Raw genomic sequence first — 15,674 nt, 5'->3', positions numbered from 1 at the left:
AGAAAGCTCTGTACGAGGAGAAGCACCACCATGAACGTCATCACCAACCTGCTCGCCGGCGTCCTCCACTTCCTGGGCTGGCTCGTCTGACCCTCACGCCCGGCAGGAAAGCGGCGCCGTCGGACCCCCGTCCCAGGGGACCGGCGGCGCCGCCGCGTGTCCGGCGCTCCCCGGATTCGCGGGCGCACCGGGTTAGCGTGCGCCCATGACGTACCGGTCCTGGCAGCCCGAGCGCCGTCGCCGCCGCACCCGGCTGACCCGGCGCGGCCGCCTCGCGCTGCTCCTGGGTGCCGTCCTCGCCGTCACCGCCGCGGTCACCGTCCCCCTGCTGCTGCTCGGCGGGGACGAGCGGCCCGCGCCCGAGAAGCCGCGCACCCTGCTCATCCCGGAGGGCTGGCGGGCCGGAGAGGTGTACGCGGCCGTCGACCGCTCGCTCGGCCTGCCGGAGGGCACCACCCGGGGCACCGCACGGGCGCGGGCCACCGGCCTCGCGCTGCCGGCCGCGGCCGCCGGCAACCCGGAGGGCTATCTCTTCCCCGCGACCTACCCGGTGGTGAAGGCCACGACCCCGCAGGGGCTGCTCCGCTACATGGTCGACACGGCGGGCAAGCGCTTCGGTGGCGAGCGGATCACCGAGGGCGCCCGGCGGCACGGCATGAGCGTCCACCAGACCGTGATCATCGCGAGCATCGTGCAGGCCGAGGCCGACAGCGCCGGGGACATGGCCAAGGTGGCGCGCGTCGTCTACAACCGGCTCGGCCAGGGCATGGCCCTCCAGATGGACTCCACGATCAACTACGCCCTGGGGCGCGACACCGTGGACACCACCCACCAGGACACCCGTATCGACAGCCCGTACAACACCTACGAGCGCCGGGGGCTGCCCCCGTCGCCCATCGGGAACCCGGGCGACGCGGCGATGGCGGCGGCGATCGACCCGGCCGACGGCGACTGGCTCTACTTCGTGACCGTCAAGCCGGGCGACACCCGCTTCACCGCGAGCTACCCCGAACACCAGGCGAACGTGGCCGAGTTCAACGAGCAGCGGCGGGCTGCGGGGCGCGCCTGAGGAGCCGGCCGATCTCGGCGACGGCCGCCCGCCCGGCGCGGTTGGCGCCGATGGTCGAGGCCGAGGGGCCGTAGCCGACCAGATGGACGCGCTCGTCGCGTACCGCCCTCGTGCCCTCGACCGCGATGCCGCCGCCCGGCTCGCGCAGCCGCAGCGGTGCCAGGTGGTCGATCGCGGCCCGGAAGCCGGTCGCCCACAGGATCACGTCCGCCTCGACCGTCCGCCCGTCGTCCCAGGCCACGCCGGTCGGGGTGATCCGGTCGAACATGGGCAGCCGGTCCAGGACGCCGCTCGCACGGGCGGCGCGGACGGCGTCGTTCAGGGGGAGGCCGGTGACCGACACGACGCTCTGCGGGGGCAGTCCGCGCCGCACCCTGTCCTCCACGAGCGCGACCGCCGCGCGGCCCTCGACCTCGCCGAACGGGCCTTCGCGGTAGACGGGCTCGCGCCGGGTGACCCACGTGGTCGCCGCGGCCACCTCGGCGATCTCCATCAGGTGCTGCGTGCCCGAGGCGCCCCCGCCGACCACGACGACCCGCTTGCCCGCGAAGGCCTCGGGCCCGGGGTACTGGGCGGTGTGCAACTGGCGGCCCCGGAAGGTCTCCTGCCCCTGGTACCGGGGCCAGAAGGGACGGTCCCAGGTGCCGGTGGCGTTGATCAGGGCGCGGGCGGCGTACACGCCCTCGGAGGTCTCGACCCGCAGCCGCCCGCCCTCGCCCTCACGGACCGCCGACACCTCGACCGGGCGGTGCACCCGCAGGTCGAAGGCCTCCTCGTAGTCGGCGAAGTAGCCGCCGATCACCTCGGAGGACGGCCGCGCCGGGTCGGCCCCGGTCAGCTCCTTGCCCGGCAGCGCGTGCATGCCGTGCACCTTGCCGTACGTGAGGGAGGGCCACCGGAACTGCCAGGCGCCGCCCGGGCGCGGGGCGTGGTCGAGGACCACGAAGTCCCGCTCGGGTTCAAGCCCGGTACGCCGCAGGTGATAGGCGGCGGAGAGCCCGGCCTGCCCGGCACCGACGACGACCACGTCCACTGCGCGTACCCCGAAATCGTTCACGATTCCACTAACCGTGGGCGGTGCGGGGATCTTCCCGGCGGCGAAATGTACAAACCACACCGCCCGACGGTCTACAAGTACGTCGGGAGCAAGGAGGAGGCGATCGTCAAGGTCGTCCGGTCGCTGCTGGAGCGGGCCGCCGCCGATGCGGTGGCCGCCGCCGAGGCCGCCGGCGCGCCCGAGGAGAAGGTCCTCGCCGTGCTCACGGTGAAGCTGGAGGTCGCCCTCCGGCTCTGGCGGGACAGCCCGGCGCACGCCCAGGAACTGCTTTCGGCCGCCACTGCCCAGGCACCCGACCTGGTCACCACCTACACCGACGGCCTGGCCGTTCTCCTCACCTCGGCCCTGGCCGAGCTCGCACCGGACAGCGCGCGGCAGGCCGCCGCCGTCCTGCTCACCTTCACCCGGGGCCTGGAGGACGACCTGCGCGACCCCGACGCCGTACGCGCGGAACTCGCCGCCGGCGTGCCGATGATCACCCGCGGGGCGCTCACCCGCTCCGCTCCCACCCCCACCTGACCCCCCAGGGGTCGGACCCGGCCGAAAGGCGCCCCCCATGAACAGGACCACCGCCCCCACCCCCACGTACTACCGCGACCAGCGGGCCTGGCGCGAGCTCCAGCAGTTCCTTCCCGAGCGGCTGCGCCTCACCGACGCCACCGCGCCCGAGGAGGAGTACTGGGACTGGCGCGGCCACCGCGTCCACCTAGACCGGTACCGCGCCCCCGAGGCGAAGGCCAAGGTCGTCCTCCACCACGGCGTCGGCACCAACGGGCGCCAGATGTCCCTCGTTCTCGGCGTCCCGCTCGCCCGGCGCGGCTTCGAGACCGTCGCCCTGGACAACCTCGGCTACGGCCTCACCCGGGTGAAGCCCGGAACCACGCCCTCCTACGACGACTGGGTCGACCTCGTCGTGGACTTCCTCGCCTTCGAACAGTCCCGTGACGACCGCCCGATCGTCCTGTACGGACTGAGCGCCGGCGGCATGCTCACCTACCACGTCGCCGCCAAGGCCCCCCGCGGCACCCTGCGCGGCATCGTCGGCATGACCTTCCTCGACCAGCGCGACCAGCGGGTTCGCGACGAGACCTCCCACGACAAGCTCACCTCCCGCGCCGGAATCCCCCTCATGGGCCTCCTCGCGAAGACCCCGGCCGCCCGCGCGACGTACCCGATGAGCCTCGCGTCCAAGATGTCCGCCCTCGCCAACGACCCGGACGCCATGAAGGTGCTGATGCGGGACCGCACCTCCGCCGCCAACCGGGTCAGCGTCCGCTTCCTCGACAGCTACGCCACGTACACCCCGGCCGTCGAACCGCCCGACTTCGACGCCTGCCCCGTCCTCCTGACCCAGCCCGCCGAGGACCGCTGGACCCCACACCACCTCAGCGTGCCGGTCCTCTCCCGGATCACCCGGGTCCCCGTCGACACCGTCATGCTCGATAACGCGGGCCACTACCCACTCGAAGAACCCGGGCTGCGGCAGATGGAGGACGCGGTCGCGGACTTCGTGACGAGGAACGCCGCCTGAACGCGCTAGCGCCCGGCGCCGGGCACCGGCAGGGGTGAGGCGGGGGTCGTCGGCAGGGGTGAGGCCTGGAGCGTCGGTGGGGGCGAGTCCGAGGTCCCCGGCAGCAGGCCGCGCGCCGCCAGTTCCGGGGTCACGCCCTCCCCGAACCAGTACGCCTCCTCCAGATGCGGATAGCCCGAGAGCACGAAGTGCTCCACGCCCAGGTCGTGGTACTCCTCGATCCGGTCGGCCACGTCCCTGTGGCTGCCCACCAGCGCCGTCCCGGCCCCGCCCCGGACGAGCCCCACGCCCGCCCAGAGGTTCGGCGCGATCTCCAGCCGGTCCCGGTCGAGGGTGCCGCCGCCGTGCAGCGCGAGCATCCGCTGCTGGCCCACGGACTCACTGCGGCCCAGCGCCGCCTGGGCGGTGGCCACCGACTCCGGGTCCAGATCGGCGAGCAGCCGGTCGGCCGTCGCCCACGCCTCCCGCGCGGAGTCGCGGGAGATGGAGTGCAGCCGGATGCCGAATCGCACCTCGCGGCCCCGCTCCTCCGCGAGCCGCCGGATCCAGTCGATCTTCTCCTTCACCTGCCAGGGCGGCTCGCCCCAGGTCAGATAGACGTCCGCGTGCTCGGCGGCGACCGGACCGGCCGCCGCCGAGGAACCGCCGAAGAAGATCTCCGGCAGCGGGTCCGGCGGCAGCGCCGTCAGGCCGCCCGCCACCTGGTAGTGGGCGCCCTCGAAGTCGTACGGCCGTCCGCTCCACACCCCGCGCACCACGCGCAGGAACTCGGCGGTCCGCTCGTAGCGCCGGTCGTGGCCGAGGAAGTCGCCGTAGCGCCGCTGCTCGGCCGAGTCGCCGCCGGTCACCACGTTGAGCAGCAGCCGGCCACGGGTGATCCGCTGGTACGTGGCCGCCATCTGGGCCGCGAGCACGGGGGAGACGACCCCCGGCCGGAACGCCACCAGGAACTTGAGCCGTTCGGTGTGCTGGGCGAGCGCGATGGTGGTCAGCCAGGCGTCCTCGCACCAGGTGCCGGTCGGCGTGAGGACCGCCTCGAAGCCCAGCCGTTCGGCCGCCTTGGCGATCTGCGCCAGATACTCGATGTCCGGGGCCCGCACCCCGCTCGCCGCGCGCGTGCGGCCGATGCCGCCGTCGCCGTACACATGCCGGTCGACGAGGGTGCGGCCGTCGCCGCCGGTCGGCAGGAACCAGTGGAGATGGACGGTCATCGGGAGCTGCCCTTTCGGTGGCCGCGCGCCGGGGAGGCCGACGGCGGCGGGTTCATGTGGAAGCGGGAGCGGCGTTCACCGGGCCGACGAGGCGACCAGCGGCACGGGTACGTCCTCGTCGGCACCGAGCTCGGCGAGCAGGCGGGCGCGCAGCGCGGCGAACCCCGGGTCGGCGGGGGAGCGCGGCCGGTCGGGGCCGACCGGCGCGTCGTACACGACGACCCCGTCCCGCATCACGAGCACCCGGTCGGCGAGCAGCAACGCCTCGTCGACGTCATCGCCGACCAGAAGCACCGTGCGGCCGCGCCGCCGCCACGACTCGCCGACCAGACGCCAGGCCGCGAGCCGGTCCGCCGCGTCCAGCCCTCCGAACGGCTCGTCGAGCAGCAGCAGATCGGGGTCCCGTGCCAACGCCTGCGCCAGTGCGACGCGTTGAGTCTCACTCGCGTTGCGCCACATCCGCCGCCACGGCGTCAGGCGCGCCGCCGGGAACACGACGGCCCGGCGGCGCGGCACCAGCACGGTGCCGCTGACCTCCCGGTCGATCCCGGCGAGCACCCGCACCAGCGTCGACTTGCCACAGCCACGCCGCCCCAGCAGGACGGTGAACTGCCCGGCCCCCAGGCTCAGATCGAGCCCGTCGAGAACGGCTCGCCCGCCGTAGGAGCGGGTCAGACCCCGGACGGTCACGGCACGGTGAAGCTCGCTCGCCATGGCGGCAGCCTTTCGGAAACCTCGTCAGGAGAACCAGGAGAAAGAGACCCGGATGAGGATGAGAGAAGAAGGCGTCAGCGGCCGCGACGACACGCGGCAGAGGCCACCCGCAGCAGGTCGATGTGACCGCGCGTGGTGAGCAGGGCTGTACGCAACATGGCGCGAACGTAGCGAGGTGTTCCGCGTCCGGTCAACGGTGTCTCGGAGCGTGGACGCGCGTTCCGGTCCCGCGAACGGCAGGATGACCCCATGCCCTTCACCACCACGGTCCTCAGCCTCACCACCGGCTCCACGGAGACCGTCACCGACCTCACCCGCCACTGCGAGGACTTCCTCGCCCGCACCGCCCAGGGCGCCGACGGCCTCCTCAACCTCTTCGTCCCGCACGCCACCGCGGGCCTCGCCATCCTGGAGACCGGCTCGGGCAGCGACGACGACCTCCTGTCCGCCCTCCACCACCTCCTCCCCGCCGACGACCGCTGGCAACACCGCCACGGCTCCCCGGGCCACGGCCGCGACCACGTCCTCCCCGCCCTGATCCCACCGCACGCCACGCTCCCGGTGCTCGGCGGCCGCCTGGAACTGGGCACCTGGCAGTCCGTCTGCCTGGTGGACACCAACAAGGACAACCCCGTCCGCCAGGTCCGGCTGAGCTTCCTGGGCTGATCGGCGCCCGCCTGCGACGACCCCGCCCCGTTTAATACCGACCACCCGCCCCCGGGCGGGAGGTAGGGTCTGCGGATCTTGATGGATGCCCGTTTCGGGAGCGGCCGGGGGACCGGTGGTGGTGCTTGTCCGGCGGGTCGGGTGGGGAGAGGTTCGCCGTGTTCAGACGTAGGGTGTTCGCCGTTTTGCTGGCGTTGCTGGCGGTTCTGGGAGGGGTGTCGCCCGCGGCCGTGGCCGATGCGCCGACGCCGACTTCGGCGCCGATGGTGCGGTTCCTGACGTACAACATCTGTGGGAACAGCACAGCGAGCAACTGCACCAGCCCCCGGCAGGTGGAGCCTCGGCGGGCCGAGGTCGTGGCGCAGGCGCTGGAGTGGAAGGCCGACCTGGTCTTCCTCCAGGAGGTGTGCCGCCAGCAGTACAACGCGATCAACAAGAGCTTGACGGGCGCGGGGTACAGCGCCGGTTACTTCGTGACGACGCTGAGCGCGCGCACGGACCTGTGCCCGATGGACGACCCGACCACCACCGGCACGACCGAGGCGACCGGGGACTACGGCATCGCGGTCTTCGCCAAGGGCCCCGTCACCAGCAGGGTGACGCTCAACCCCTCCAAGGGTCCGTACGGCGACGTCACGGCCGCCACCGCGCCGGAGCAGTGGTACGCCGCATGCGTCGAGGCCGAGGTCCAGACCATCAAGACCCGTGCCTGCTCCGTCCATCTGTGGCCCAACGGGCCCGCCGACCCCTACCTCACGCAGACGCAGGCGTACAACCTGTCGCTCGACCCGTGGCTGCTCGCCGGTACCCCCACGGTGCTGGGGGGTGACTTCAACCCGGTCAACCGCACCGGTGTGGGCGGACGGCCCTACTCCGGGGACCTCGACGCGTTCTACGAGGCCGAACGGGTCGCCATGCCCGGCCAGCGGTGGATCGAGACGGACGAGACGGACGTCCAGCACTTCGACGCGCTGTGCAAGGACGCGAACGGGGTGCCCAACGTGGCGGACTGCCGGTCCGGGGAGAAGACGCACTCCACGCTCGGCAAGCTGGACTACGTCTTCGTGGACGAGTCCCACTTCAAGAACGTGGCCGCCACGGTCGACGCGCCCGACCCGAGCCGCGTGGGCGTCTCCGACCACCTGCCGTACCGCGGCGCGGCGACCTTCAAGCACTGCAACAACCCGGCGGACGCCTACGCCGACCTGCTGCGGGTGGACGCCAACGGCGACCTGTGGCGCCACTTCGGCCGCAGTGACGGCAAGATCGCCTCCGACGAGTGCAAGATCGGCTTCGGCTGGAAGAACACCAGGCTCATCGCCCGGGCCGGGGACGTCGACAAGGACGGTGACGAGGACCTCTACGCCCTCGACAACAACGGCGTCCTGCGGTTCTACCCGGGAGACGCCACCGGACTGTTCACCCGCGCCCCCGTCGAGGTCGGCCAGGCCTTCGGAGCCGTCAACCAGCTGGCGGTGAGCCCCGACATGGACGGCGACGGCAACCCCGATCTCGTCGTACGGCTGGACGACGGGACCCTCTCCCGTATGACCACCCGAACCAACGGCAGTCTCGGTGCCACCGTCGACCTCTCCTACGGCTTCGGGAGCAACAACTCGGTGTACGACACGGTCCTGGCCCCCGGTGACCTCACCGGTGACGGCCGCCCGGACCTCCTCGCCCGGACACCGGGCGGCGAGCTGCACCGCTTCGCCGGCAAGGCCGACGGGACGCTCGACGGCGCGGTGAAGGTCGGATCCGGTTGGAACGCCTTCACCACGCTCCTCGCCCCCGGCAACGTCGACGGCGACCAGGCGGGCCGGTTCGACCTCCTGGGGGTCAAGCCGCACAGCACCACCAACCTCAGCAAGGACCTCTTCCTCTACCGAGGTACCGGTGACGCCGCCGGCCCGTTCCCCAACCCGCCCTCGACGCTCGCCGACGCCGACCGCAGCGGCTTCAGCTTCCCCCAGAACGACCGGCTCTTCTGAGGGCGTCCTCCTAGGTCTCAGTCGTCGATGCCGTAGTACCGGCCGAGATAGTCGATGATCTCGACCGCGTGCGGCAGGAGTTCCGGTAGTTGGGTCGCGAGGACCTGGCGGGTCGCGGCGGACAGGGCGCCGGTGCTGGTGGCGGCCGGGCGGACGTACGGGTCGAGGCGTCGGATCAGCTCGTAGTTGCTGTCGATGTCCTCGGCCCGCATCGCCTGCTCCAGCGGCGGCGCCCCGGGCGGCGGGATCGGGGGCAGGACCCGGCTGACGTACGTGACCCGGTGCAGGACCCGCCAGCACGGGGGCTTGGCCGTGCTCTGCCGGGCCTGTCGCAGGGCGGCGGCGTCGGGGGCGCCGCTGCCCTGGAGCCAGATCGGGTCGACGACCTTGCGGTAGAAGTCGTCGAAGTTGGCGCTGGTCTCGCCGAGGTAGAAGGTGAGGAAGCGGTAGGCGTCCACCTTGCCCGGCACCAGCACCGGGCGGCCCGCCGCGTCGTAGACCTGCTTGCCGTCGGCGTCCCGGCGCTGCAGGTCACCCGAGGGCGCGCACTGCACGTCGAGGCCGAAGGAGCGGGAGGCCTCCTTGCCCTTGGCCCGGGTGGTGCTGAAGCCGCCGCCCCGGGCGGCGTCCAGGTGGATCCCCCAGCCGAGCCCGAAGGCGCCGAAGGTCAGGTCCATGGCGCCGCCGTACATGCCGTTGAAGCTGTACGACCCGGTGGTGGTCTCGGTGACGGCGTCGGTCGCCTCGGTGGTCTCGGCGAAGAAGCCGCCCTGTGCCGTCCAGACGTAGGTGTTGACCAGGTCCCGGTGGGAGAAGCCGCCGGCCGTCGCGTTCGGGCCGCCGGGGCGGCTGTCGTCCCGTGGCGCGACGTCCATGCCCATGCCGCGCAGCACCGTGCGGGCCTGGGCCTCGGCCGGGTCGTCGGTGCTCCGGTGGCCGGTCTCGGTGGAGATCGACTGGTAGTAGGCCTGGAGCCGCTGCTGGTCGCGGGTGATGCGCCGCTTGAGCGCGTAGGCGTCCCTCGGCTTGAAGTAGCTGTACTCGCCGTACGCGGTGGCGGTCGGGTAGTCCGGGTCGGTGACCTTGCCCCGCTCGTCGAAGCCGACCGCGCCGTCCAGGGTGCCCTGCTTGGTGTAGCGGGGGTTGATCGGGAAGTGGATGATGTTCCAGTCCAGCGGGATGTCCGGGTTGGGCAGCATCCGGTAGGCGATCAGGGCGCCGGTGTGCGCCAGGCGCAGCGCGAAGACGTCGGCGGTCTGGGACTGCACCAGTGCCATGCCGGTGTTGGCGGGCACGTAACGGCGGCCGATGGCCGGGTTGACCAGCTTGGTCGGGTCCTCGGGGTGGCCGGTCAGCGCCAGCCGGGTCTTCCGGGTCGTGCCGGTGCCCTGGCTGACCTGGGTGTCCGAGCTCCAGGTGTTGGAGAACTCCAGGCTGGTGGTGGCGGCCAGCTTGAACTGCCCCTCGGCCAGCGGGATGGCGGTGCCGATGCCGAGCGGGGCGGTGATGGTCATGGTGTCGGCCTCGGTCTCCAGGCCGAAGGAGAGGTTGAAGGCCGTGTCCGTGCTCTGGGTCTTGCTGGAGGACAGGCTCTGCACCACCTCCTCCGCCTCGGTGAACTCGACGGAGGAGGCCCCGGCGTGGTCGCCGGACTCGTCCGTGAGGTTCTCCGAGGGCACCGGCGGGGCGCCCTCGACGTAGCCGATCAGCTGCGGGTCGAACTGGGCCTGGCCGACCCACTCGGTGGTCAGGTCGCCGACCTTGTAGCCGGTGACCAGGTGCCAGCGGCCGTCCCGGACGAAGCCGTAGCAGCGCTTGAGCACACCCAGCGCCTCGCCCTTGGCGTCGTACTGGAGATCGGCGTACTCGCTCGCCCCGGGGGCGCCGGAGATGGCGTCGTGGAAGGGGGTGCGGACATCGGCGAGGGCCGAGCGCACCTGGGCGGTGTCGGTGGAGATGGGGGCGGTGGAGAGCAGGATCCTGGGCCGCTTGGCGGAGAAGTCCAGGCTGTTGCCGCGCAGGCCCTCGTCCCGCACCGAGGTGGTGCCGGGCTCGGTGGAGTCGCGGTCGAACGGCCAGTAGCCGAGCAGATGCTGCTTGTCGCCGCGCAGCCGGGAGAACAGGTTGTCGGAGATCTGCTCCGCCGTCCGGACGGTGCGCCAGATCCGCACCTCCTCCAGCGTTCCGGTGAACGGGTCGGCCGGCTTTCCGCCCTCCAGCCGGGCGCCCAGGGTGAGTTGGGCCTCGCCCCAGGGTGCGTAGTCCTGCGCGGTGACGGGGCTCTCGGCCAGCGGCTCGCCGTTGCGGTACAGCCGCAGCGGGCTGGCCGCCGGGTCGGGGTCGCGGGTCCAGCGGGCGCCGCGCAGCTTGGCCGGGAAGGAACCCGAGTGGTCGTAGGCGACGTTGCCGGCGTTCTCGTCGAAGGCCCAGCGGGCCAGCAGCCCCCGCTCGCGCGGGGTGACGGGCATGCCGACCTGGTTGACCGCCCGCGCGGTGTTCCAGATCCGCACCTCGCTCAGCACACCGGTCAGGCCGCGGCCGATCTCCAGCTCGCTGCCGTTGGCCTGCGCGCCGGGACCGGCGTACAGGTGGTTGCCGACCAGGCTGCCGCCGATGAAGAACCGGACGTACTGCTCGGGCTGGTCCGGCGCGGGCGGCTGGGTGCTGCCGGATGCCACGGGCGCGGGCTGGCGGCGCTCGCGCACCACGCTCACCTTCTGCACGGTGCCGGGCGTCAGGACCTGGGTCGAGGCGAAACGGACGACCTTGCCGTCGGCCTCGGCGAACGCGAACTCCAGCCGCCCGTCGGCCAGGACGCCGAACTGGTACGGGACGCCGCTCCGGCCGCCGTCGACCGCGCTGCCCTTGGCGACCAGGCCCATCGCGCTGCCGACCCGGTCGATCCGGACGAACGCCTCGATGGTGAGGTCCTCCACCACGTCCAGCGCGTCCTGCGACTCGACCGACAGGCCGACCGCCCTGTCCATCCGCAGCGCCCAGGACTGGGTGAAGGCGGCGGACAGGTGCGCCCACTCGTTGCACGGGAACCGCTCCGCGGACTTCACCACCTGGTCGCCGACCCGGGCCACCACCTGGTAGCCCTTGATCGGGGACGGCGGGCTCGCCGGCCCCTCGAAGGTCCAGTAGCCCAGCAGCCCCGGCTCGCGGCCGGAGAGCCGCCGGTCGCGCTCACCGGCGATCTCCCGCTGGGTCCGGGCCCGGCCGAAGACCCGGACCTCGTCGATCCGGCCGTCCAGGTACGCGCCGCTGAACGGCTGGCAGCCGATCACCAGCGGCCCGTTGCCGGTGTACGCGCCGGTGGCGGTGCGGCGGCCGACCTCGACGCCGTCGCGGTAGAGGATCTGCTCGCGGGTGGCGTTCTTGTACACCGCCGCCCAGTGGTGCCACTCCAGGTCCGGGTAGGCCTGGGCGGTGGCCAGGTCGTCGCCGTACAGCCCGAAGCGGAAGGTCTCGGCGGGGTCGAACACCAGGTGCAGCGACTGGTCGCGCACGCCGCTCGGCGTGCCGTGGGTGAGCAGCGGCTCGGTGCGGCCCCGGGACTGGTTGCGCTTGGCCCACAGCTCGATGGTGAAGTCGCGGTCGGCCAGGTCGAGCGAGTCGGCCAGGACCAGCTTCTCGGAGCCGGTGAACTGCTTGACCGGGAGTCCGGCCGGGACGAGCGAGAGCGCGTAGCCGGAGTCGTCCGTCCGGGCGTGCAGGACCCGGCCCTGCCCGTTCTCCGGGTTGACCCAGGCCTCCAGGGTCAGATCGCCGCTCGGAGCGATGCCGGGATGCCTGCCCGCGGGTAGCGTCAGGTACTGGTCGCCACTGGAGAACTGGAAGGCCCGGCCGGGCATCTCGGCCCGCCAGCGGCAGCCGCGCCCGGCGATGGCCGGCTTGGCGGTGCCGTTGGGCACGAACTCGACCTCGCCCGGGTTCAGCCCCACCAGCCGGGAGCCGTTGGAGAGCAGCACCCCGGGGCGGGTGGAGACGGCCCGGCCCCCGTCGTAGCCGACCAGGCTCACCTTGTCGCCGGGCTTGAGGGCGGCGGCCTCCGCCGTGAGGGTCAGGGTCTTCGCGCCGACCGGGGTGTCGGCGGCCACCGCGCAGCCGGCCGAGCCGATCTGCAGATGCGCCTTGGCGGGCAGGGCGACGGTGGTGCCCTCGGCGAGTTCCACGGCGGCGCCGTTCACCCGGGCGACCTGGCCGACCGTCACCGGCCGGCCGGGGTCGCCGGCCAGCGCCGCCGCCAACTGGGCGGCCCTGCGCGGCAGCGAGCGCCAGGTCTCGGTGTCGGCGCCGACGGTGATCGTCAGGTCGCAGCGGCCGGGCGCGTCGCCGTCGGAGACCGTGATGACACAGCCGTCCAGCGGGAGCGCCGGGTCGCGGGCGACGAAGCCGAGCGTGCCACCGTCCCCGTCCAGCGTCTGCAGGCCGCGGATGACGGCGGTGTCGTAGTAGACGGCGGAGAACTGGTCGTCCGAGCCCCGGAAGTACAGCACGATGTTGCCGGTGCCGCTGTCCAGCAGCGCGGGCCGGTCACTGCCCCGGGCGAACTCGAGGAGCGCGCCGTTCAGGCTCAGGCCGGTGGCGTCCACGGCGAGCTGCGGCATCGGCAGGGTCAGGTCGTCGTCGCCTTGAAGGGCGCTCGACAGGCTGGCCAACTGGTCCTGGGCGGCGGACAGTTCGGCCTTCTTGGTGGACAGTTCGAGCTGCCGCTCGGCGATCCGCCGGCTCGCCGAGCTGGACTCCTGGACCGCGGCGCGCGCGGCGTCCATCTTCTCCTTGACGGCGAAGTAGGAGACGTCGACCGGCCACTGAAGCCGCACCTTGGTCATCCGGAACAGCCCCGTGTCGGCCGTGCGGCACTCGGGCGCCTGGCGCAGCGCGGTCGTCTTGCTGTCGGCGGGCAGGCCGATGGCCATGCCGTTGGCCTGGTTCACGATCCGCACGTAGTCGCCCTCGCGGATCAGGGTGAACCGGTAGTACGCCTCGGCGCGGGCATCCGGAGGGATGAAGGGTATGCGGGGGAGTCCGAGCGCACCGTAGTCCAGACCGGAGTTGCCCGCGGCCAGGAGGAGGCCGTAGCCCATGGCGTCGGTGGTGGTCAGGCGGAACGGGAGGCTGTCGGCGCTCCGGCGGTCGATACTGTCCAGCGCCCAGGATGTCCGGGGGCCGTCGTCGCCGGTAGCGTTCACCCCGCGGTAGGGATCCCCGTAGACCCACCGCACCGTCTTGCCGTCGATCACCCGCGGGGTCTTGAGCTCCAGGGTGTAGAGCCAGGCGCCCGGAATCACCGCCTCGGCTTTGTACGCGGCCTCGTAGCCGTCGTACGCGGGCTGCAGCGCGTTCTGCGCCGCCAGGCGCTGCGGCAGCAGGGCCGCTGTGCCGCTCAGCCGGGAGATCTCCGCCGGCAGCGCGGCGATCTCCGGCTCCAGCCGCTTGATGACCTGCTGCAGGTCGCTGATCTGCTCGGAGTCCTGGCCCCTGGTCGGCCGCTTCAGCACCTGTGGCTCCAGCACGTCCGGCGCCTGGGCGAGCCGCCCGTCCCGGCCGACCGCGAAGTCCAGGGTGGCCAGGCACGGCTCCTGCCCGTACTTGGCGGCGAACGCGAGCAGCACCCGGGCCTGCCGCTTGGCCGGCTTGGGGTCGGCGCGGTAGCCGGAGACCACGTTCTCCTGCTGGTGGTAGAGCGCCGCCGACATGCCGGAGACCACCGTGCGGCCCTTGAGGACGAAGCTGTCGCGCCGCACGCCCGGGTGGTCGCCGATCGGGGCGTCCGAGCCGGTCCACTGGGCGGCGCCCTCGATCCGGCCGTGCAGGGCGTCGTCGCTCTGGTCGTAGGCGGTGGTGCCCGCGCCCTCGTCGAAGCGGTAGTAGGCGGTCAGACCGGGCTCGTTGCCGACCAGCCGGTGGCCCAGGTCCTCGGCCAGCTCGGCCGCCGAGCGCACCCGGTTCCAGATCCGCAGCTCGTCCACGTCGCCGGTGAAGTGGCTGAGCGTGCCGCCCGCGTCCCGCCGGCCGAGCAGGACGGGCACCCGGGCGCCCGGGGTGAACGGCAGCGGTCCGGTGGCCGCCGGGCGGCCGTTGACGTACAGCTTCGCCGTGGTGCCGTCGAAGGTCGCGGCGACGTGGGTGTAGACGTCCACGGCGAGGGTGTCGGTGGCGACCAGCGCCGCCGGCGCGCCCTCGTGCGTCAGCCGCAGCGCGCCGGACGCGTCCAGGGCCAGCTGGAACTCCCCGGCGCGGCCCAGCAGCGGGCCCTCCGGGGCGGCGGGCTTGACCCACGCCTCCACCGAGTACGCCGTGCCGCCGAAGCGCAGCGCCGCCGGGTCGCCGAGGTCGACGTACGCGCCCGCGCCGTCCAGCCGCAGCGCCGTCTCGGCGTGCCCGCCGTCGCCCGCCACCGGCACCAGCTCGCGCCCGGTGAACGGACAGGTGCCGGGGGAGCGCTCGAACACCGCGTCCTGGTACGCCGGTTCGGGGCTGGTGTAGAAGCGGGTGCCCTGGGTGTTGAACAGGCCCTGGGTGCCCTGCTCGACGTTGAAGCCGTCGATCCGCCCGGTGGCGTCGTTGTGCGCGAAGAGCTGCCAGCGCTGCACGTTGGCGACCCCGGTGGGCACAAGCACCGCGGCGAACCGGCCCTGCGTCAGATTCCGTACGAACGACAGTTCCTGGGTCGGCTCGTAGAACGGCCGCCCCTCCATGTCCTCGGTGCCCAGGCTGTCCTTGGCCGACTCCGGCCGGGTGGCGTGCCGACTGCGCTTGAACCGCGCCTCAAGCACCGGCTTCAACTTGCCGTCCACCAGCAGGAACCGGTCGCACAGCAGGGTGTCGCGCACCAGCGGCACCTTCGCGCCGCCCCCGAGCACGTAATCGGCCCGGGAGGCGTCCGCGGAGGAGCCGCCCCCGGCCAGCTTGAACACCGCCCCGGGATCGCCCGCGCCGACCGACTGGCGCAGCACCACGACATACGTGCCGTCCGAGACGACCTGGAACGGGGCGTCGGCGGTCAGCCGCCCGGTGGTCGACAGATGAGGGTCGACCTCCTCGTCGGCCGGCAGTTCCCCCGCCGCGGCCTCGGCCCCGCCCCGCTTCACCGTCGGCATCGCGGTCGCGCCGACGACGGCGAACCCCACCTCGGCCAGCTCTCGGGGGAACCCCAGCTCGGCCGGGTTGTCACTCCAATAGGCGGCGTCCACCTCCCCCTTGGTCGGCGGCCCGGCGAGATCCAGCACCGAGTAGACGATCCGGCGCGCGGCGTCCATCGCGAAGGCGATCGTCGTGCCCTGATGCCGGGCCATGGTGACGTGCCGGTACGCACGGTCCCCGTAGACCTTGAGCAGGGATTCCCGAGATGCCACTGTTCCCCCTCCACTTACACGAGCCTGGTCGTGCCGTGCCCCCACAGGGCGTCGGCAGTCTGGCACGCGTG

The 15,674-nt window shown here is 72.7% G+C and carries 9 protein-coding genes; 5 read left to right on the top strand and 4 right to left on the bottom strand.

The genetic code is table 11. The features are described from left to right. Positions 1–205 precede the first annotated feature (205 nt). A complete protein-coding gene (gene mltG / locus ABTZ54_RS21725; RefSeq protein WP_351665646.1) occupies positions 206–1,069 on the top strand; it encodes an endolytic transglycosylase MltG in 864 nt (287 codons plus the stop codon). On the opposite strand, the gene ABTZ54_RS21720 is transcribed toward mltG, so the two are convergent. Continuing rightward, on the bottom strand, positions 1,035–2,126 hold the full coding sequence (locus tag ABTZ54_RS21720) for an NAD(P)-binding domain-containing protein (protein ID WP_351665644.1): 1,092 nt from the start codon (positions 2,124–2,126) through the stop codon (positions 1,035–1,037). The two genes, mltG and ABTZ54_RS21720, sit on opposite strands and share 35 nt — an antisense overlap. Positions 2,127–2,171: 45 nt before the next feature. On the opposite strand from ABTZ54_RS21720, the gene ABTZ54_RS21715 reads away from it, so the two are divergent. Beyond that, entirely contained in the window at positions 2,172–2,645 is a 474-nt protein-coding gene (locus ABTZ54_RS21715; protein ID WP_351665642.1) for a hypothetical protein, read from the top strand. Positions 2,646–2,682: 37 nt separating this feature from the next. Beyond that, positions 2,683–3,657: an alpha/beta hydrolase gene (locus ABTZ54_RS21710; RefSeq protein ID WP_351665640.1), complete on the top strand. Its 975-nt coding sequence runs from the start codon at positions 2,683–2,685 to the stop codon at positions 3,655–3,657. Positions 3,658–3,662: 5 nt separating this feature from the next. Here ABTZ54_RS21710 and ABTZ54_RS21705 read toward each other — a convergent pair whose 3' ends face one another. Then, positions 3,663–4,868, bottom strand: coding sequence for an LLM class flavin-dependent oxidoreductase (locus ABTZ54_RS21705; RefSeq protein ID WP_351665638.1), 1,206 nt, complete (start codon positions 4,866–4,868; stop codon positions 3,663–3,665). A gap of 75 nt (positions 4,869–4,943) precedes the next feature. Continuing rightward, the gene (locus tag ABTZ54_RS21700; RefSeq protein WP_351665636.1) at positions 4,944–5,582 is read right to left on the bottom strand and encodes an ATP-binding cassette domain-containing protein; all 639 of its coding nucleotides are present in this window, start codon (positions 5,580–5,582) and stop codon (positions 4,944–4,946) included. A 249-nt stretch (positions 5,583–5,831) separates the two neighbouring features. On the opposite strand from ABTZ54_RS21700, the gene ABTZ54_RS21695 reads away from it, so the two are divergent. Beyond that, positions 5,832–6,248, top strand: coding sequence for a YjbQ family protein (locus tag ABTZ54_RS21695; RefSeq protein ID WP_351665634.1), 417 nt, complete (start codon positions 5,832–5,834; stop codon positions 6,246–6,248). Positions 6,249–6,478: 230 nt separating this feature from the next. Then, positions 6,479–8,239 (top strand): endonuclease/exonuclease/phosphatase family protein, encoded by a 1,761-nt coding sequence (locus ABTZ54_RS21690; protein WP_351665632.1) that lies wholly within the window; start codon positions 6,479–6,481, stop codon positions 8,237–8,239. A gap of 17 nt (positions 8,240–8,256) precedes the next feature. Here the strand turns inward: ABTZ54_RS21690 and ABTZ54_RS21685 are convergent, their stop codons facing one another. Continuing rightward, positions 8,257–15,603 (bottom strand): LamG domain-containing protein, encoded by a 7,347-nt coding sequence (locus tag ABTZ54_RS21685; RefSeq protein ID WP_351665630.1) that lies wholly within the window; start codon positions 15,601–15,603, stop codon positions 8,257–8,259. Between the last annotated feature and the right edge of the window lie 71 nt (positions 15,604–15,674).

It is taken from the genome of Streptomyces sp. NPDC094032 (assembly GCF_040303965.1).
Lineage (GTDB): Bacteria > Actinomycetota > Actinomycetes > Streptomycetales > Streptomycetaceae > Streptomyces.
This window is presented reverse-complemented; position numbering and strand designations above follow the sequence as displayed.